Origin of the sequence: Paenibacillus sp. FSL H8-0537, from assembly GCF_038051995.1 — a bacterium.
Taxonomy (GTDB): Bacteria; Bacillota; Bacilli; order Paenibacillales; family Paenibacillaceae; genus Pristimantibacillus.
The window spans coordinates 2,405,383-2,422,654 of record NZ_CP150290.1 but is presented as its reverse complement, the minus strand read 5'-3'; the positions used below and the strand labels follow the sequence as shown (position 1 = coordinate 2,422,654).

The window sequence follows — 17,272 nt, the reverse complement described above, 5'->3', positions numbered from 1 at the left end:
CTTCTACTCCAAGCGTCCAGTCTATGGGCATCCGTCTATGCTAAGTGTACCTGCATTTTTTGAGCAAGCTCAAATATCGTTTGATTTCTTAGATGCTCCTCCATCTTCTCCTCGGCCGACACCATCACCTGTTGAATTAAACAAGCGGCATTATGATCCAGCGAGCAGTCAAACAAGGAGGCCGTGCCTTCAATGGCATGAATAATATCCAAAAACGATATTTGTTCCCAATTGCGTTTTAGCTTATATCCACCGTTAGCGCCTGAAGCAGATTCAATCATGCCTGCCTTAACCAGCTTGGTCAAGATTTTGGACAAATAGGTAGGCGATACCTGCTGCCGCTCCGCCAGTTGTTGAACACCCACTGGCTTATCCGGGCTGGTTGCCACAAGAAAGAGCATCGTATGAAGAGCATAGTTAGTAGCTTTTGAATATTTCATGCGGGTCATTCCCCTCAATACAAGACTTCATTTATCTATATTAGCTGTTGTCAGCCTGGCTAGTCAAGCTTGCCCAGTGGCTGACATTCCAGGTTTAACAGGAAAAAATAGCCGTGAATTTCACGCCCTGCTCGGTATTTTGAACCTGATACTCGCTTTCATGAAGCTCCAAAATCCTTTTCACAATAGAGAGCCCTAGTCCCGTGCCTCCCGTTCGCCGATTGCGTGAGCTTTCAACGCGGTAAAAACGCTGCCATATTTTCTCCAGCTTTTCCTCAGGAATCGTATCGCCAACATTTTCAATGGAGAAAAACAGCCTGCTCCCTCTCCCCTCGATCTGAATGGTAATGGCGCTGTTATCCTGTGCATGCTGAATCGCATTGCTTATAAAATTCGAGAGCACATGCTTCATCCATCTCATATCGGCATACATCGGAAGCTCGTTGCTCGTCATAACGGTAGCTTCAAGCTGCTTGTCTTGCAGCATATGGACATAGTTTCCCGTCACTTCCTCAAGCAGCTCGCTAAGCAAAAATGTGCTTTTTCGCAGCTTGAACGTATCGGATTGCAGTGTAGCCAAATTGAGCATATCCTCCACGAGCATTTCCATGTTCTGTGCTTCCTCTACAATCACTTTTAAATAATGATCCTTTTTTCCAGCACCTACGCCATCCTGCAGCCCTTCGCTGAAGCTTTTCACAATACTAAGCGGCGTTTTCAGCTCATGGGAGGCATTTGCGAAAAACTCCTGCTGAACCTGCTCCATCCTGTGCTTCTCCTCAATATCTTGTACAAGCTGCTGATTGGCCTTCTTTAGATCTCCTAAAGCGGTGTCCAAGCTGCGCGAAAGCGTATGCAGGCTGCTTGATAAGCTTCCCAGCTCATCGTTTTGCCGAATCGGCTCATGCACGCTAAAGTCGAGCTGTACCATCCTTTTGGCCGCATTATTCATCGAAATGAGCGGACGGGTAACCATTTTTGAAAAAAAGAACGATAAAATGACGATGAGGATAAATCCCCCTACGCCCAAATAGACATAAAACCACCGCAAAGCTTCATTCGTTTCGCCTATTTCCTGCAGCGAGGTGACCGAAAACAGCAAATCCACTTCTCCCGATTGCTGCTCTACGGGATAAATCATAACCGAATTGCGGACACCGGACCATGTTTGCGTCCACTTTTCCTCCACAACTTCCCTGCTTTCGAGCTTTTCCCTTCGCTCCTCACTGAGTGGAAACCAATCGCTGATGGCATCCAGCATAATGCCTTGCCGCGTCGTATACGTCCTTGAAACGGGTTGAATCAATTCGGTGACGACGCCGGTAACCTGTTTATACTCGCCCCCCAGCGCTTCATTGGAAGGGGAGCCTACACTCGGGTGGTCCGTTTTGTGGATGCGGAGCGGGTAAAGCACCTGATTCATCGATTCTATCCCCGACTCCATCTCCCCCTCCACCGTTACAACATTCCCCGTCTGAATGCCAGCTGCCCGAAATTCCGCCTCGAAGTTATTTAAGAACAAGGACAAGGGAATGACATACACATTTTGATCGTCCGCCTTCAATGTAATGTGATAAGGATCATCCATTCTCACTTTTCCATCCAATGTTAAAATGGCGAGCTGGATTTTATTTTGCAGCATAAAACGGGCAGCCTCATTCGACGTTTTGCTGGAGCTCCAGCCAGTCTGGGCATAGTTTTGGGCAAATTTCGCCAGCTGCTTTTCGTTGCGGCTTATTTTCTGATTTTCATAAAATTGGTCAAACAGCAGCAGCTGACAGAGGATAACCATGCCGTAAAAACAAAGAAAGAAGACAACAGTCATAATAAATAGTTTAAAAGTGACTCCGCGCCTCTTCATGACTCCTCCTCAAATTTGTATCCCGTGCCAATAACGGTGCGAATATGCCGAGCCTCAAAGCCCAGCTTGCTGCGAAGCTTCTTAATATGAGAATCAACGACACGGGAATCCCCTTCAAAATCCATTCCCCAAATTTGGTTCAAAATGACGTCCCTGCGCAAAACAATGCCATTATTTCGAACTAAAAATAACAGCAAATCGTATTCTTTGGGCGCAAGCACCACCTCGGCGCCGTTTACATCCAAGCGGTGCGCCGTCAAATTAAGCAGCGCAGCGCCAAACTTTAAACTATTCGGCTGCAGCACGACGCTGCCCTCCACCCGTTTCATTAAGGCGGATGCCCGTGCCAGCAGCACCTTAGGACTGAAGGGCTTCGTCACATAATCGTCGGCTCCTAATTCGAACCCCATAATTTTATCTTCATCGCTGGATTTAGCCGTCAATAAAATAATCGGAACAGCCAGGCGGCTCCGCACCTGCCGGCACACCTCGAAACCATCCAATTGCGGCATCATAATATCCAGAATGATCAGGTCGGGCTGCACGGTTTCGAGCCAAAGCAGCGCTTCCTTGCCATTTTCCGCCTCAAATACGCGCCAGTCGCTCATCTTGAAATAATCGGCTATCACTTCCCGAATCAAGCTTTCATCTTCCACTAGCAATAACGTCTTATTCATCATTTGAGTTCCTCTTCTATCCATATTGAATTTCACTTTAACAATCAGCTATGGCTTTTATGTGCCCATGCCACTCTGAGCAGGTCGTTCATATCTATTATACCCATTCTATTTTCAGGAGGTAGGGCTTGCAGCATAGCTGTATAGCAAAAAGAACGAAGCACAGCTGATCTTCCAAGAGGAAGAAACACCCTGCTCCGTTCTTATCAATCATATTTACCTGACCGTTAGTCAACCGGCCTTCTCATGAGTCGCTTTAGCCTTTCTTGGCCAGATCGTGTAGCTGAAGCTGATCACAAAATCAATGCCAAGCACCACTGTCCACCATTCAATAACCTGCTTTAAGCCCACAGTCTGGGCCCTCTCATTAACCAATACAATCATCCCATACAGTACTGCACATCCAATGGCCCAAGCGACAAGATGGCGAAACCAGCCTAGCCGCTCATTGCGGGCATGCTCTTCACCTATTTTCGCTTTCTTCTGTGGTGCCGGGCCTCCGGCAAAGCGATGGGCGAACCGCACATCTGCCCAGCGGATCATGGAATGGCCATATGCGATCGAACTGCCGATATATATGGCAGCAAGCCCGTGAATAAAGCTCGCCTCTGCTCCGCCACGAAGGTGAATAACTGTAGCGGCAAGCAGCACCAAATCGATAACAGGCGTGCAGAACAGCAGAAAGGCTCCCAGTTTAGGGGAACGCAGCATATAGCGACTGACTAGACCTGCCAGCACAAACACCCAGAACGCTATTTCACAGCCAATAATAAACACGGCCATTTGAATTCCCGCCTTTTTTAGTACAAATGTATTATTTAAAACTAGTGTCATTATAGCTCAATTGTATTAAAAAAACAACTGCGCTATAATACACTCATGCCTAAAATTGTCGATCACAACAAACGAAAAGAACAAATCGCCGAAGCCGTGTGGCGCATTATTGTCAGGGAAGGGCTGGACAGCGTCTCCGTACGCCGTGTCGCTGATGAGATGTCCATGTCGCTTGGCTCCATTAGACATTATTTTAATTCGCAGGATGAACTGCTGAGCTTTTCCATGCAGCTTGTTTCGCAGCGGGTAAATGAGCGTATACAAGCGCTGCCCTTTACCGGAATAGTCCGTCAGGATATGGAATTGGTCATTTGGCAGCTAATGCCTCTGGAGGAAGTAAGCATGCAAGAAGCGCAGATTTGGCTCGCCTTTGCAGGAAGGGCGTCCGTAAGCGAAGCGATACGAGCGATAAGCCTCAGCACCTATGAGGAAATATACAGCGGCTTAAGAAGATCGTTCGAGAGTCTTATCCAACAAGGAGTAACGATAGCAAATTTAGATGCCGAATACGAAACAGCAAGGCTTCACGCTTTGGTGGATGGTCTTGTCGTCCATGGCGTTACCTATCCAGAGCGATTCAGCAAGGAGCTGGTGAAAAGCATCGTTTCTCGGCATCTCGATACCTTGGTTATTCGCTGATTCGATTTACGTAATGGCTACCATAGGCATCGTGTGCTATGGGGCTAATGTTTCCCGCTTTATATTATATTTTTTCCATTTCCTTATTTTCGCACGGAATGATTTAAATGGAGCGGCCGAATTAATATGAATCCACCGGACCATTGGCCAGTTTTCCTTGCTGCCTGTCCAATGGCGGGTGCCTTGTATAAACAGCTCGTCCTCGGTTAATGCGTCAATCCATTCCAGCCAGCGCTGCTCCTCCTTCCGAAATAAGTCTCTAAGCTCAGTCAGCGAAAGGGCAGCGTACCGCTCGTAAAAGGACTGGTATAAGCTACCAAGCTGGTTCCATTTATGATTTGGAGTCGGCATCATGACCTGACGCCCTGCTTTCTCATCCATATCCCAGCCCATCACAATACCAAGCCAGCCTAGCTGGTAAGCGATTATTTCAGCAGGCGTTTTATCCACGTCCGGTATTCTATCATCCTTTTGATCATTGCTGATTTCATCAAACTCCTTGTCCAGCAGTAAATAATTGGAGTGGATGACTTCCAGCAATTCCTTTTTGGACGTATATTCATAGCTCGCCATAATATCACTCCTCTTTTTCATTTCAGTTATATCACATCTGTGTACAATTTTACATTATATTTCTAATCACTAGCGTTGCATTAAATCGTAGTGCTCTTCATGTCTAGACGGATCTGAAGCTAACATCACTTTGAACCATTGTTTTTTATTAGGTTATATGGTCAATCGTTCTATCGTTTAGCTGTTAACTATTTGGCGCGGCGACGAACATTTAATATTTGTTATAAATTACATATTTTTGTTATATGATATCGTTTTATTTGGGAATATAATCTAGTTGACCCGTTACTGATATCAACTTTCCACTTCTAAGTACCTTGCGCAGTAGCGGGTACTCATTGTACAGCAAAGGAGGTATGCCAAGCTCTCTTGTTCACGAAGATAAATAGAGACTTAGCGGATAGTTAGAGGGCAGCCAGATTGAACCTGAAGGAGGTAATCATAAATGAAAGCAAGACTTAATAATTTGGGCAAAAAAGGAATCATTCTCTTTACATTAATCATAAGCATGCTCATCGCCACGGTAGCTTATGCCGCATCATCGTCAACACCTTATGCCCAACTGTTCTGGGGTAATAATAAGTACTATGTGTTTAACAACACTTGGGGCAGTGGAACCGCCGGCTCGGGTTGGTGGGAGAGTATCTATTATAATAACAACTCTGACATGGGTTGGTCTTGGGACTGGAAAAATTCGAATCCCAATGATGTAAAGGCGTATCCTAGTATTATAACAGGCTGGCAATTCTCCAATAATATGACTTCCGGAAGCGGCTTGCCAACGCGAATTTGGGATGACAAAAATATTAATACCTCGGTTAATTATTCGCTAAGCGCCAATGGTAATTATAATGCGGCTTATGATGTATGGTTTCACTCTACTAATGCGCTTACAGGTACATCTACCCCTTCCGATGAGCTGATGGTCTGGCTGAATTCAACCAATGCGTGGCCGCTCGGTTCTTATGTGGAAACGGCTACGGTAGGAGGTACAACTTGGAAGCTGTATAGAGGCACACATCCATCTGGCTGGAATGTGTACTCCTTCGTCCGTACAAGCAACACATCAAGCAGCAGCCTTAACCTGAAGGACTTCATCAACCATGTCGTTTATTACAAAAACTGGATGAGCAATTCCAGATATGTTACAAGCGTTCAATTCGGAACTGAAATTTTTACTGGAAACGGGAGAATGCACATTCAAAACTATTCTGTAACGGTACAATAGCAGCTAGCGCGAGAAAGACACCCTGCCGGGTGTCTTTCTTACATTTGGCTCGCTTGTAAAGTTTTAAAATTCATACCCTTTGACCTTCGCATAGACACAAGCATTTGCAAGCTCGCCTGTCTGTTCGCGGGCAGACTTTCGCAAAACACCCTCCAACGTAAAGCCCGCTCGCTCCGCTACTCGCGCACTGGCGCGGTTCATCTCATTACAGTGAATTTCGATTCGGCTAGCCTTTAGCTCCTGAATCGCAAAGTCGGTAATTCCATTTACAGCCTCCGTCATCAAACCTTGGCCGAAGCGCGACGTTCTAAGCCAATAGCCGATTTCAAACCTCCGCACATCCCAGTCAAACCGGTGCAATCCGCTGCTGCCGACGAATTCACCCGAATGCTTATCGAACAAATGCAGCGGCAAATCGGTTCGCTCCAAAAAATTCAACCGGGCCTTCCGCACATAAGCTTCCGATTGCTCTACGGTAGGCGTCGTTTGTGCAAATGGCATCCACGGCTTTAACTGCTCCAAGCTTTCGACGATCGCCTCATTGCAAAAAATACCGTCCCCCCACTGCGGAGCCCGAATGAGCAAACGCTCTGTTTCAAATGATTCATTGAAAGAAATTAGAATTGGATTTTCGCTCATTTCATAGAGCACCTCCTGAAGGATAAATAGCCTCTCGGCATTTGCCGATGCTTGTGGAATAAGGTTTTACCCCAGTCAACAAATCGACTTCCCTCCTACTTTGTGGGGGGATTTTTGTTTTTGTTTTTTCTTAAATTGGAAATTATATTTTAAAATATGGTCGTATATAGCTCGAAACACTTGACTTTTTCAAAACACCACCATAATTTCGACGAAAGGGGCTCCATTTCCCTTATCTCTTCGCATTGAGGTGTTGGTTTTGAAACCTGTTATTATTCCGCATGTTTTGTATCAAGATTTCATTCTTCAACAGTTTCGTTCGTACTACGGTGCTAACTTTGTGATGGTAAACAAAGATTGGCCGCTTATTACTTAGTTTTGGGTTACGGATTTTTCACCCCTTACAACCATGCTTCAAGATCTTTATTCGAATCAAGGTCCCGTACCTCGCGATCCGGCTTCTATGCTTCGTTCCTATCTCATTTTTCTTATGACTAATCCGGAGAAAGGAATTACGGAATGGATCAATGTGATGAAGCGCACACCTATTTATGCAATTTTAAGTGGTTTTAACTTACATGATATTCCGGGTGTGGGAACCTTCTATGACTTCATTAAGCGTCTTTGGATAGCAAGTAGCATTCACTTGAAACCAAAGAAGCAAAAAAAACGAAAAGCAAAACCCAAGAAAGGGAAGACAGGAGAAAAAGCGCCTACCACTTCGCCTGGCAAGGTGAAACGTTTAGTTAAATGGACGATGCGTCATGCGTCTCATAAGATTGAATTACCAGCCGATCGACTCTTTCAATTCTTTCAATTCTTCCATTCACAAATCCTAAGCGTCTCGGCAAATCTAGGTTTACTTGGCGATCTCTCCGCACTGAGTACTGCGGGTGATGGTACACCGATTGTCACGGCTGCCTATACGCGAAATAAGTCAACTTGTACCTGTCATGCCCAAGGATTAACGGATTGCAATCATCCTCGTATTTACTCCCAGCCTGATTGCAACTCAGGCTGGGACAGCTCAAGAGAGATGTATTACAATGGTCATCATCTCTACATGATTTCAGCAGCTGATAGTAAGTACGACTTGCCTTTGTATCCGAAACTGCAGCCCGCTTCTAGGCATGATGCTGTCAGTCTCGTAATAAGTATGATTGAATTTAATCAACGTTTCAAGCTTGGGATTGTAGATAAAATGCTACTAGATGCTGCTCATGATGCGGAAGCCATTTATCTCCTACTCGATCACCAAAACATTGAACCCTTTATTGATCTCAACAACCGTAGTAAAAAGAATACAGCCACAAAAAGCGATATTCAGATTTCTCCAAAAGGTGTTCCCATTTGTCCGAATGGTAATCTCATGAAACCAAACGGATTTGATCAATCTCAGAATCGGCAAAAGTGGAGATGCTCCAAATCTTGTGGTTGTTCCAAAGCCAAATACGGTCGCACTTTCCACACGCACAGTGCAGATAATCTTCGCTTGTTTCCAAAAACCGTTCGCGGCTCTGATAAATGGAATCTCATTTACAAACGTCGCACTTCCATCGAACGTTCTAACAAGCGGGAAAAGGTGGACTATAAGCTTGAATCCGGTCGTCATCGTTCTTCCATGATGTGGTACATGCGCGTTTATGGAATAATGATTTGCCAACACATGGACGCTTGGTACCTCGATCAAAAGGAAGTATGGAAAGATCTGAAGCAACTCATTTTACCTTCAGCAGCTTAATTTAAAATTTTTTTATTAAGTGCTTCTAAAATTGGATAAGTCTTCCCATTTATTAAAATGAATTTCATCTACCATTTTTTCCATTTCAATTTTGTTGGTTTTCAGTGTTTATCCACTTCAATCCCTTTCGAATGCCGAGTGTTATAATCTATTCGCTATACTATTTACATTTTCACTCCAATTTATTAACAATTTAATTATATTCATGCTTTATCATGGGAATAATAGGGTTATATATAATCTAAGGAGAATAGTACACTATGAAATTCGAGCTAGGTCGATGCTTACTTAATGAACGATTGATTGAAGCAGGCATGAACATAGATGAACTTGCACAGCTCTTATTTTATAAGCCCGAGCGCATTACAGACTTTATTGATAAGAAGCGAATCATGCCTCTTAAAATCGCAATATCTATCGCCGACACAATTGGATGTAATGTGAACGCTCTGTATGAATTAATTTCAATTGAGCTAAGTTGAAGCTTAAATATATATGTCTGTTTCAACAATCAAAAAGGATATAGAGTCTTTTCTTAACTAAGAAAAGTTCTATATCCTTTAATATTTGTTCCGTGTATATTTAAAATTACATGTTCATGGAACCATCATCGTAACTAAACTGCCAAGTAATCCCGAATTTATCTGTTAAGCCACCGTATAATTTGGACCAAAAGGTTTCTTGAAGCTCCATGACTACAGTGCCGCCTACTTTAAGTTTATCGAATGCAGCTTTAATTCCATCCATGTCAGCATTAACTAAGGAAAGGCTTATATTATTTCCGGCAATAAATGGCGAACCTGGATAAACATCAGAGAACATTACATTGCTTCCATCAATATTAAGTCTTGAGAGCATAACTAAATTTTTGGCTTCTTCAGGAAGCGGATAGTCTGGATGAGGGGGGGTTTCTCCAAAGGTCATAAAATGGGTTTTTTCTATCCCAAAAACCTCTGCGTAAAACTCAACGGCTTCACGAGTATTCCCATTAAAAATAAGATTAACATCAACTGACATTCGTTTCACTCCTTAGATTTTTAATTAGATTATTTAAAAATAATGCCAATTAATATTGTATCAATTAAAATAAAATAATCAATACAAGCCCAAGCATCGGCGAATGCCGAGAGGCTATATAATGAAATAGATTTTTATTAGGGCGTGTCATTTATTTTTCTAGTCTATTCGCCACGACCTTCCCCTCTATTCCTTGAAGAGCCTATTAATCTATAAAACAATCAATTGTCTCGTTACAAATAATAGATTTGCTTCATATAGTATCTTATAAAGTCGAAAGGGGAAATGCACATGTCTAACATTGAAAACTCACACCGTACTGGCGGTAACCGCACTGGGGGTAACCGTACTGGCGGCAACCGCACTGGTGGCAACCGTACTGGCGGCAACCGTACTGGTGGCAACCGCACTGGCGGCAACCGCACTGGCGGCAACCGTACTGGCGGCAACCGCACTGGCGGCAACCGCACTGGCGGCAACCGCACTGGCGGCAACCGCACTGGCGGCATGCGTTAATAGCCGAACACTTTTGCTCCTTTGAGCAAAAGAAACACAAACAAGAGCTGAGCCTCCATGGGCCCAGCTCTTGTTTGTTTAAAATTTACTCGCGATGCTCTGTGTCACTTGCGACAGCCGTATGGATGCAAGCTTGTCTTCCATCGCCTGCTTCGCTTCAGCAAAAACCTCTTCCAGCGACGACTGGATGTTCCGTCCAGTTGGACAATCCGGATTCGGCTTATCATGAATCGCGAACAGCTCCTCTTGCGTCTGCGATTGTACAGCCCGGTAAATATCGAGCAGCGATATTTCGTCCAGCGGGCGGGTAATGCTCGCTCCAGCCACTCCCGGGCTCGTCTGCACAAGACCCGCTTTCGCCAGCATACCGATGATGCGGCGTATGACAACCGGATTTGTATTCACGCTGCCAGCAATATTGTCGGATGTTAAACGCTCATCCTTATCCAAATCCAGCAGACTCATGATGTGTATCGCTACTGCAAACCGATTGCTAGTCACTATAACCACCCTGCTTTCTATTCGACAAATGCAACCTGTCCGTTCGAAAGTGAAGCAATTCTTGCCAGCGACTCCACTCTATATCCCATCTCTATCAAGCGTTCTCTGCCCGGCTGGAAGGACTTCTCAATGACGATGCCGATTCCCGCAACTTTGGCTCCAGCTTGCTCAACGATACGTGCCATGCCAAGTGCGGCCTCTCCATTGGCCAGGAAATCATCGATGACAAGAAACACATCGTCCGCCTGTACAAACTTGCGGGCTACGCTAACCTCGCTCTCCTCCTGCTTCGTGAAGGAATATACCTTATGCGTATATAAATCATCTTTAAGCGTCAACGACTTGCGTTTCCGGGCAAAAATCAGCGGAACGTCCAGCTTCATTGCCGCCATGACGGCAGGAGCAATTCCTGATGATTCAATCGTTAAAACCTTCGTCACACCCGCTTCAGCAAACAAAGCTGCAAGATACTCGCCAATGGCAAACATCAATTTCGGATCAATCTGGTGATTCAGAAACGAATCTACTTTAAGCACCTGCTCCCCTAGCACGATGCCCTCATCTCTAATCTTCTGCTTCAAAAGCTCCATCTGTCATACTTCCCCTTCCAAAATGCTGCCGCGCTCCGAAGATGCCGGCTCATACAAATACGTTCTGCTCAGCTTGACGACCCGCCTGTTAGCTCTGCGAATGACGACGGAAGCATCATCCCAAGCTACGACGATGCCAATGACGTCATTCATCTCCAGCCCATCGCGCACAACGCGCACTTTCTCACCGCTTATGCGGAACTGATCCAGCAATTCCTCACTAACCATGCACGAACGCTCCTCCCCTTAAGCCGCACTCCCATATATGGTGAAAAAAAACCCCAATAAACTGTAGAACCGTTTATTGAGGCTGATATATGCTATTGATCTGCGTATGCCTTAGCCAACATGTTCCTTGGAATCATTTGTCTCATACCACTCATCGAGCACGCGCGAGGACATGACACGCTTGCCAATGTACTCGGCTTGACGCTCGCTAAACGGCTCACGCCATTCCAGATCCAGCTCTTCAAACAGCTTCACGATCGTAAGCAGCTCTGACCATGCTACATATCTTTTGTACCAGAAAAATTGCGGATGCTCAATCATATAAGGGTACAAATCATCAAATTCCGTATGTTTGCAATCTAATGCACGCTCAAAATGATTTTTCGCATCGGATAATTTGACATCCATGAATTCTGCTGACCAATTTCCCATTATTTCTGCCTCCCCTCGATCACTTACGTTTTATTATAAGCCAATTTCACTTGCGGGGAAAGAGCAATTGTTCTGGAACATCTTACTCAAATGTAATTTGACCGCCTTCAAGCGATGAGATGCTAACGAGCGATTCTACACGAACCCCTTGCTCCCGAAGCGTGCGCGCGCCTGCCTGAAACGATTTTTCAACGACAACACCCATGCCAACAAGCTTTGCGCCAGAGCGCTCAATAATTTTGAGAAGTCCTCGAGCAGCATCGCCATTGGCAATAATATCATCAATAAACAGCACCTTGTCGTCGCTTGTCAAATATTGTTTGGATACCATTATATCGGTAACCATTCCTTTCGTAAAGGAAGGGACTCGCTCACAATAAGCGTCATTATCAGCAATTAAAGTCTTTTTGCGTCTTGCAAAAACAAGCGGTACACCAAGCACATAAGCAGCTGCAAAAGCAGACGGGATGCCTGAAGACTCTATAGTGATGACCTTCGTAATTTGCTCTCCAGCGAAGCGGTTTGCAAATTCATGGCCCATTTCCATCGTTAATGCAGGATCGACCTGGTGGTTGATAATAGAATCCAGCCTAAGCACATCCGTTGACAGTACCGAAGCCTGTTCCAAAATTCGTTGTTTTAAAATATCCATCGTATGTCCTTCCCCCCACCAAAAATTCCTTTTGGATAACTTACCATAGGTATAGCCAGCAGCGCAATAAGAAACGCATAACTTGTCCTCTCGTTTCCGCCCATAGGAATTAATGGGTCGTTTGACCAATTTTTTTCGGTCTTAACAGAAACTTTTTCCCAGTAGCATCCGTTTTACCTTATAGTAGAATAAAAGCATCATCCATTGATGACAAGCGAGGAGCGCTGCAAAGTGACGAACATGAAGAAATCACCTTATCGACTTGCAAAATATGCGGCAGTTGTAGCCATTGCCATTGCAACAGCTGGCTGCCAAAGCATGGCTCGGCCGAGCGAAGCGGCTCAAAGCGCAAGTACTCCCTTAACGGCTGAGCAGCTGCTCAATCAATCGGGCAGCCCGCAAAAAACATATTTAGAAAACACTCTGGAGCAAAAGCAAAGCCCTCTGCAAAATCAGGCGGTAGAAGATCATGTAGATGCCAGTACCGAAGTGAATGCAGCAAACGGCTTATCGAGCAATAAATCTTCGCCAGCCAAGACAACGGAAGAAGGAAAATGGAATGCGGCCAAGCCGGCTTTGCTCGGCCTTGCGATCGGCGATTCCAAAGCGGCCATGACGAAGCTTTTCGGTGCCGCCCTCGATTCCTACACGCTGGAGGAGGAAAATCAGGTTAAAATTGAAGTCCACGAATATGACGGCTTCGCTATTGGCCTAAGTGACAAAAACACGATTCAATACATTGAAGTGTATGATAAAAAAGTAAAAACCGGACTGAGCGGCATTAAAATTGGCGACCATTCCAAAGCAGCCGTTAAGGCGCTTGGCAAACCGACGTCGCAGAGCGACTTTATTATCGCCTATGAGGGAACTAAGACACTGCTCAAGCTGGATCTTGATCCCGAATTAAGCGAAATCGTATCTATTAAGCTGCTCGCCCGCAGCTAATTTTAGTAATCTCCGGTCAGCCACAGCACTAGTAAAGCAATGAGCAAAATCGGAAACGTAAACAGCAATCCATATTTCGTATACTCCCGCCAGGACACCTTTACCCCTCCCTGACTCACTAGCTGCAGCCACAGCAGCGTAGCAAGCGAGCCGATGGGCGTTAGCTTCGCCCCAATCGCCGTTCCAAGCAGGCTGGCGTAAGGTAAATAATCAGGCCCGTTCACCTGGGTGATCGCAAGCGATGATATGAGAACCGCTGGCAGATTATTAATAGCCGCCGCCAGCAGGGCAAACAGCAGTCCTGACCCAAATATGCCGGCCATTGGCGAGCCGCTGGAAACCGCCGAAATAAAGTCCGGAAACCACGCTACAGCCCCATGCACATGCAAACTGTACACAACCAAATTCATCGCCAGCGCAAATACGATGATGAGCCACGGTGCGCGCAGTACCGTCTGTTTGGCATTCACCTGTTTATAAACAGCCGAAGCGGCCCATTGGATGCCAGCACAGCCAAGCGCAATAGCGCAGGCGGGAACGCCGAAGTGCTCCGACATCAAATAGCCGACCATCATCATGACGATAATGACCCAAGAAAGCCGGAACAGCGTGATATTGCCCAGCGCGGTCGCAGGCTGCGGAAATACCTTTGGCATCTCGCCCCTGCTCTCCTCATTTTTGATCATCCGCCCGAAAAAAGCCAGCGATACGGCAATGGTCGCGCCAATGGCCGCAATTCCCGGCAGCAGCATTTTCGAGGCGTAGAGATCAAAAGGAATATGAAAAAAATCAGCCGTCAAAATATTCGTCAAGTTGCTCATCATCAGGGGAGCGCTGGCCGTATCCGCCATCAACCCGATTCCAAGCAAATAGGCGAGCCTTCCCTTGCGGGACAGCTTGAGCAGCGCTGTTACTTCGAGCACAATCGGCACCATTATCAAGATCGTTCCATCGTTGTTGAAGAAAATCGTAATCACCGCAGCAAGCAGCGACAGCATCGTAAACAGCAGCAGCGGCCGATGGAAAAACCGATGCACAATATGCAGCGCCGCCCAGCGGAAAAAGCCATTTTGATCCAGCAGAGACGTAAAGATCATAATGCCAATCAAAGAAAACGTTGCATTCCACACAAATCCCCAGATGTATACGACATCCTCCAGCTTTAACAGCTGTAAAACAAATAAAATAATGGCTCCGGCAAGCGCAATAAAAGCCTCATTCATGCCTTTTGGCTTCACCAGTATAAGTGTCAATGTGATAATAAATACGATAATGGAAATAATCATAGTCATCGCCTGTGTGCCAACCTGCCTTCGCTCAGATGAACTTGCAGTCATGCCCGTCCCGTTTTGGACATACCTTCTATAAAGCATGTGCAGAAGAGTTCGGAAACGGGGGAAGGGCAAATCATGATAATGAAACGAACAGGTAAGGTGCTGCAAATAGCATCTACCTATATGGGTACTGTTGTTGGAGCCGGGTTTGCGACAGGGCAGGAAATTTTACAATTTTTCACCCGTTTCGGCTATTGGGGAACGTTTACGATCGCTTTAGCAACCGTCCTCTTCATCTGGCTTGGCACCAAAATGATGCTGATTGCCAGCGATATTCGCGCCAAATCGTATGAAGATCTGAATAAGGCGCTCTTTGGCGAACAATATGGCCGTTGGATCAGCCACTTTATGTTCGTTATTTTGCTCGGTGTCACCGCCGTTATGCTTGCGGGAGCCGGAACAATTTTTTATGAAAACTGGAATATTTCCTATCAAACCGGCCTGCTCATTACGATTGTCGGCTGTTATTTCCTGCTGCGCAAAGGGATGAAATCGATATTAATGGTCAATGCGATCGTCGTTCCCGTCATGCTGCTGTTTACCGTCCTCATTATTATCGATACATTCAACACGCCAGGCGCCGGGCGCTTTATCTCGCTTGCCAGCGATCATTCCATATGGGCAGCTTGGGCAGCGCCTTTCCTGTATGCTGCCTTCAACCTGTCCATGTCGCAGGCGGTGCTTGTCCCGCTCGGAGCCGAAATACGAGACCGTAAAGTGATCATCATCGGCTCTTGGCTCGGCGGTCTCGGCATTGGCTTCATGCTGCTTGCCGGCCATATTGCCCTGTCCGTACATATGCCTGGCATACAACAATATGCCATTCCAATGGGTGGCATCGCCAAGCAGCTCGGGCAAGGCGTGCAATTTATTTATGTATTCTTGATTTTCGCCGAAATTTTCACCACCCTGATCGCCGACATTTACGGCCTTACCCTCCAGCTGCAGGAGCGGCTAAAATGGTCGCGTTCGATCATCACAACGATTATTCTGCTGTTCTGCTATATGGCAAGCCAGATCGGATTTGGGCCGCTTCTATCTACTCTTTACCCGATATTCGGGCTGATCAGTCTCGGCTGGCTTTATTTAATTATCCGCAAGCGAATGGGCCGGAGCGAGGCTTAAGACAGCTTCTGCCCTTCGCCTTCTGTTCCAGCCCCATTCGATAGTGCAGCGTTAGATCATTCCGCTTGACGCAGCGTATTGACGTATACTTTTTTCAACTGCGCAATAACCCGTGTCAGCGAATAAACCTGCTTTGCTTTATCCCAGCCTGAACGCGCCAAATTGTAACGATACGAGGAATCCGTGACCAGCTTCTCCAGCGCCTCAGCAAGTGCAATCGGGTCCTCTGGCGGTACAAGCAGCCCATTGACCCCATCGTCAATTTGCTCCGAAATGCCCCCTACATTCGTTCCGACAAGGGCAAGCCAGCAGAGCGCTGCCTCGGCAAATACGGAACCGAACGCCTCCGCCCGCGAAGGCAGCACGAAAATATCAAAAAACGGCATAAATTCCTCGGGATGCAGCATATAACCGTAAAAAATAATATCGTCATATAAATCCAGCTCGACCGCGAGCTGCTCCAGCTCCGGACGGATTGGCCCATCTCCGATAATATGCAGCACGAATGGATGTCCTCTGCGCTTCAGCTCCGCACAGCCATGAAGAAGAATGTCAATGCCTTTAGCCGGCACAAGGCGGCATACGGTAATGAGCTGGGGAACTTCATTCTCATGGGCAATCGGCTTAAAGCGCTTCTCATCAAATCCGTTTGGAATAACCTTAATTGCCGCTGCATCTTTTATATAAGGAGAAATATAGGTGCGGAATGATTCCGACACCGTCAGCAGTTTATCAACACGAGCTTCCAGCTCGCCATAAATAGCGGTCAAAAATTGATGCACCTTGCTATTTTCTTCAATTTTGCCATTCAAAATCAGCTCGCGCTCGTAGCTGGAGTGAATCGTCATCATGACGGGCGTGTCTGGATACAGCTGCTTCATAACCAGCGCCGCAATCGGATGATGCGCGTGAATAATATCATAGCTCTTCTTCAGCCTAAGCTTCGTCCACCAGACGTAATCGCGGTACGTTTGAATATATTTATCGACAAGCGGATCTCCCTCAAAAGCATGGTAATCGAATGTTTCGAATACCACTTCCTCCTGCCCTTTTCCTCTTACTCGCTTCGGAATTGAGAATAGCTCCATCTCCCATCCCATCTGCTGAAAGCGATCCTGAATATAGGGAATCATGGAAGAAACGCCACCCGGCTGCTCCGGCGGGAAAAATAAAGCCTGTAAGATGTTCATAACTTAAATCTCCTCCAAATTTGCACTCAAAGCCTCTATTACCCGTATTCGGTTGAATACAACGGATTACACATTTTGGGCAATTATGCCGATACTACTTATATTGGCGT

Annotated in this window: 21 protein-coding genes; 7 read left to right on the top strand and 14 right to left on the bottom strand. The window is 46.0% G+C overall.

Features of this window, described 5'->3' with window-relative positions; genetic code table 11:
• Positions 1-35: 35 nt before the first annotated feature.
• From MHB80_RS10240 to MHB80_RS10225, 4 genes are all read right to left on the bottom strand, one after another.
• Complete coding sequence (locus tag MHB80_RS10240) at positions 36-440, bottom strand: RrF2 family transcriptional regulator (protein ID WP_341282035.1); 405 nt, start codon at positions 438-440, stop codon at positions 36-38.
• A 94-nt stretch (positions 441-534) separates the two neighbouring features.
• Positions 535-2,301, bottom strand: a complete 1,767-nt coding sequence (locus MHB80_RS10235) for a HAMP domain-containing sensor histidine kinase (RefSeq protein ID WP_341282034.1) — start codon at positions 2,299-2,301, stop codon at positions 535-537.
• The gene (locus tag MHB80_RS10230) at positions 2,298-2,978 is read right to left on the bottom strand and encodes a response regulator transcription factor (RefSeq protein WP_341282933.1); all 681 of its coding nucleotides are present in this window, start codon (positions 2,976-2,978) and stop codon (positions 2,298-2,300) included. The genes MHB80_RS10235 and MHB80_RS10230 overlap by 4 nt, the downstream gene beginning before the upstream one ends.
• A gap of 231 nt (positions 2,979-3,209) precedes the next feature.
• The gene (locus MHB80_RS10225) at positions 3,210-3,761 is read right to left on the bottom strand and encodes a hypothetical protein (RefSeq protein WP_341282033.1); all 552 of its coding nucleotides are present in this window, start codon (positions 3,759-3,761) and stop codon (positions 3,210-3,212) included.
• 96 nt (positions 3,762-3,857) lie between these two features.
• Between MHB80_RS10225 and MHB80_RS10220 the strand changes: the two genes are divergently transcribed.
• Entirely contained in the window at positions 3,858-4,451 is a 594-nt protein-coding gene (locus tag MHB80_RS10220; protein WP_341282032.1) for a TetR family transcriptional regulator C-terminal domain-containing protein, read from the top strand.
• A gap of 36 nt (positions 4,452-4,487) precedes the next feature.
• On the opposite strand, the gene MHB80_RS10215 is transcribed toward MHB80_RS10220, so the two are convergent.
• A complete protein-coding gene (locus MHB80_RS10215) occupies positions 4,488-5,024 on the bottom strand; it encodes a ClbS/DfsB family four-helix bundle protein (protein WP_341282031.1) in 537 nt (178 codons plus the stop codon).
• A gap of 445 nt (positions 5,025-5,469) precedes the next feature.
• Here MHB80_RS10215 and MHB80_RS10210 point away from each other — a divergent pair, with 445 nt between their 5' ends.
• Complete coding sequence (locus tag MHB80_RS10210) at positions 5,470-6,252, top strand: glycoside hydrolase (RefSeq protein WP_341282030.1); 783 nt, start codon at positions 5,470-5,472, stop codon at positions 6,250-6,252.
• Between the two features lie 63 nt (positions 6,253-6,315).
• Here MHB80_RS10210 and MHB80_RS10205 read toward each other — a convergent pair whose 3' ends face one another.
• On the bottom strand, positions 6,316-6,891 hold the full coding sequence (locus tag MHB80_RS10205) for a GNAT family N-acetyltransferase (RefSeq protein WP_341282029.1): 576 nt from the start codon (positions 6,889-6,891) through the stop codon (positions 6,316-6,318).
• Positions 6,892-7,354: 463 nt separating this feature from the next.
• Here MHB80_RS10205 and MHB80_RS10200 point away from each other — a divergent pair, with 463 nt between their 5' ends.
• Both MHB80_RS10200 and MHB80_RS10195 read left to right on the top strand, forming a co-directional pair.
• Entirely contained in the window at positions 7,355-8,632 is a 1,278-nt protein-coding gene (locus tag MHB80_RS10200; protein ID WP_341282028.1) for a transposase, read from the top strand.
• Between the two features lie 260 nt (positions 8,633-8,892).
• On the top strand, positions 8,893-9,114 hold the full coding sequence (locus MHB80_RS10195) for an XRE family transcriptional regulator (RefSeq protein ID WP_341282027.1): 222 nt from the start codon (positions 8,893-8,895) through the stop codon (positions 9,112-9,114).
• A gap of 106 nt (positions 9,115-9,220) precedes the next feature.
• On the opposite strand, the gene MHB80_RS10190 is transcribed toward MHB80_RS10195, so the two are convergent.
• The gene (locus tag MHB80_RS10190) at positions 9,221-9,649 is read right to left on the bottom strand and encodes a glyoxalase/bleomycin resistance/extradiol dioxygenase family protein (RefSeq protein ID WP_341282026.1); all 429 of its coding nucleotides are present in this window, start codon (positions 9,647-9,649) and stop codon (positions 9,221-9,223) included.
• A 301-nt stretch (positions 9,650-9,950) separates the two neighbouring features.
• On the opposite strand from MHB80_RS10190, the gene MHB80_RS10185 reads away from it, so the two are divergent.
• The gene (locus tag MHB80_RS10185; RefSeq protein ID WP_341282025.1) at positions 9,951-10,190 is read left to right on the top strand and encodes a hypothetical protein; all 240 of its coding nucleotides are present in this window, start codon (positions 9,951-9,953) and stop codon (positions 10,188-10,190) included.
• A gap of 53 nt (positions 10,191-10,243) precedes the next feature.
• Here the strand turns inward: MHB80_RS10185 and MHB80_RS10180 are convergent, their stop codons facing one another.
• The 5 genes from MHB80_RS10180 to MHB80_RS10160 form a co-directional block, all read right to left on the bottom strand.
• Positions 10,244-10,669 (bottom strand): Rrf2 family transcriptional regulator, encoded by a 426-nt coding sequence (locus tag MHB80_RS10180; RefSeq protein WP_341282932.1) that lies wholly within the window; start codon positions 10,667-10,669, stop codon positions 10,244-10,246.
• Positions 10,670-10,683: 14 nt separating this feature from the next.
• Positions 10,684-11,256 (bottom strand): xanthine phosphoribosyltransferase, encoded by a 573-nt coding sequence (locus MHB80_RS10175; RefSeq protein ID WP_341282024.1) that lies wholly within the window; start codon positions 11,254-11,256, stop codon positions 10,684-10,686.
• A gap of 3 nt (positions 11,257-11,259) precedes the next feature.
• Positions 11,260-11,484: a hypothetical protein gene (locus MHB80_RS10170; protein WP_341282023.1), complete on the bottom strand. Its 225-nt coding sequence runs from the start codon at positions 11,482-11,484 to the stop codon at positions 11,260-11,262.
• 111 nt (positions 11,485-11,595) lie between these two features.
• A complete protein-coding gene (locus MHB80_RS10165; protein WP_046229684.1) occupies positions 11,596-11,916 on the bottom strand; it encodes a hypothetical protein in 321 nt (106 codons plus the stop codon).
• Positions 11,917-11,998: 82 nt separating this feature from the next.
• Complete coding sequence (locus tag MHB80_RS10160; RefSeq protein ID WP_341282022.1) at positions 11,999-12,568, bottom strand: xanthine phosphoribosyltransferase; 570 nt, start codon at positions 12,566-12,568, stop codon at positions 11,999-12,001.
• 231 nt (positions 12,569-12,799) lie between these two features.
• Here MHB80_RS10160 and MHB80_RS10155 point away from each other — a divergent pair, with 231 nt between their 5' ends.
• Entirely contained in the window at positions 12,800-13,513 is a 714-nt protein-coding gene (locus MHB80_RS10155) for a hypothetical protein (protein ID WP_341282021.1), read from the top strand.
• Positions 13,514-13,515: 2 nt separating this feature from the next.
• Here the strand turns inward: MHB80_RS10155 and MHB80_RS10150 are convergent, their stop codons facing one another.
• A complete protein-coding gene (locus MHB80_RS10150) occupies positions 13,516-14,850 on the bottom strand; it encodes an ArsB/NhaD family transporter (protein WP_341282020.1) in 1,335 nt (444 codons plus the stop codon).
• A gap of 78 nt (positions 14,851-14,928) precedes the next feature.
• Between MHB80_RS10150 and MHB80_RS10145 the strand changes: the two genes are divergently transcribed.
• Complete coding sequence (locus tag MHB80_RS10145; protein ID WP_341282931.1) at positions 14,929-15,972, top strand: hypothetical protein; 1,044 nt, start codon at positions 14,929-14,931, stop codon at positions 15,970-15,972.
• A gap of 56 nt (positions 15,973-16,028) precedes the next feature.
• Here MHB80_RS10145 and MHB80_RS10140 read toward each other — a convergent pair whose 3' ends face one another.
• Positions 16,029-17,162: a glycosyltransferase family 4 protein gene (locus MHB80_RS10140; RefSeq protein WP_341282019.1), complete on the bottom strand. Its 1,134-nt coding sequence runs from the start codon at positions 17,160-17,162 to the stop codon at positions 16,029-16,031.
• Positions 17,163-17,272 lie beyond the last annotated feature (110 nt).

Bases quoted from the DNA above. Each gene is read 5' to 3' on its own strand.
- MHB80_RS10225 (WP_341282033.1), bottom strand. From the start codon at position 3,761: ATGGCCGTGTTTATTATTGGCTGTGAAATAGCGTTCTGGGTGTTTGTG.
- MHB80_RS10195 (WP_341282027.1), top strand. From the start codon at position 8,893: ATGAAATTCGAGCTAGGTCGATGCTTACTTAATGAACGATTGATTGAA.
- MHB80_RS10175 (WP_341282024.1), bottom strand. From the start codon at position 11,256: ATGGAGCTTTTGAAGCAGAAGATTAGAGATGAGGGCATCGTGCTAGGG.
- MHB80_RS10205 (WP_341282029.1), bottom strand. From the start codon at position 6,891: ATGAGCGAAAATCCAATTCTAATTTCTTTCAATGAATCATTTGAAACA.
- MHB80_RS10170 (WP_341282023.1), bottom strand. From the start codon at position 11,484: ATGGTTAGTGAGGAATTGCTGGATCAGTTCCGCATAAGCGGTGAGAAA.
- MHB80_RS10140 (WP_341282019.1), bottom strand. From the start codon at position 17,162: ATGAACATCTTACAGGCTTTATTTTTCCCGCCGGAGCAGCCGGGTGGC.
- MHB80_RS10150 (WP_341282020.1), bottom strand. From the start codon at position 14,850: ATGACTGCAAGTTCATCTGAGCGAAGGCAGGTTGGCACACAGGCGATG.
- MHB80_RS10200 (WP_341282028.1), top strand. From the start codon at position 7,355: ATGCTTCGTTCCTATCTCATTTTTCTTATGACTAATCCGGAGAAAGGA.
- MHB80_RS10235 (WP_341282034.1), bottom strand. From the start codon at position 2,301: ATGAAGAGGCGCGGAGTCACTTTTAAACTATTTATTATGACTGTTGTC.
- MHB80_RS10210 (WP_341282030.1), top strand. From the start codon at position 5,470: ATGAAAGCAAGACTTAATAATTTGGGCAAAAAAGGAATCATTCTCTTT.
- MHB80_RS10215 (WP_341282031.1), bottom strand. From the start codon at position 5,024: ATGGCGAGCTATGAATATACGTCCAAAAAGGAATTGCTGGAAGTCATC.
- MHB80_RS10240 (WP_341282035.1), bottom strand. From the start codon at position 440: ATGAAATATTCAAAAGCTACTAACTATGCTCTTCATACGATGCTCTTT.
- MHB80_RS10160 (WP_341282022.1), bottom strand. From the start codon at position 12,568: ATGGATATTTTAAAACAACGAATTTTGGAACAGGCTTCGGTACTGTCA.
- MHB80_RS10190 (WP_341282026.1), bottom strand. From the start codon at position 9,649: ATGTCAGTTGATGTTAATCTTATTTTTAATGGGAATACTCGTGAAGCC.
- MHB80_RS10145 (WP_341282931.1), top strand. From the start codon at position 14,929: ATGAAACGAACAGGTAAGGTGCTGCAAATAGCATCTACCTATATGGGT.
- MHB80_RS10165 (WP_046229684.1), bottom strand. From the start codon at position 11,916: ATGGGAAATTGGTCAGCAGAATTCATGGATGTCAAATTATCCGATGCG.
- MHB80_RS10220 (WP_341282032.1), top strand. From the start codon at position 3,858: ATGCCTAAAATTGTCGATCACAACAAACGAAAAGAACAAATCGCCGAA.
- MHB80_RS10230 (WP_341282933.1), bottom strand. From the start codon at position 2,978: ATGAATAAGACGTTATTGCTAGTGGAAGATGAAAGCTTGATTCGGGAA.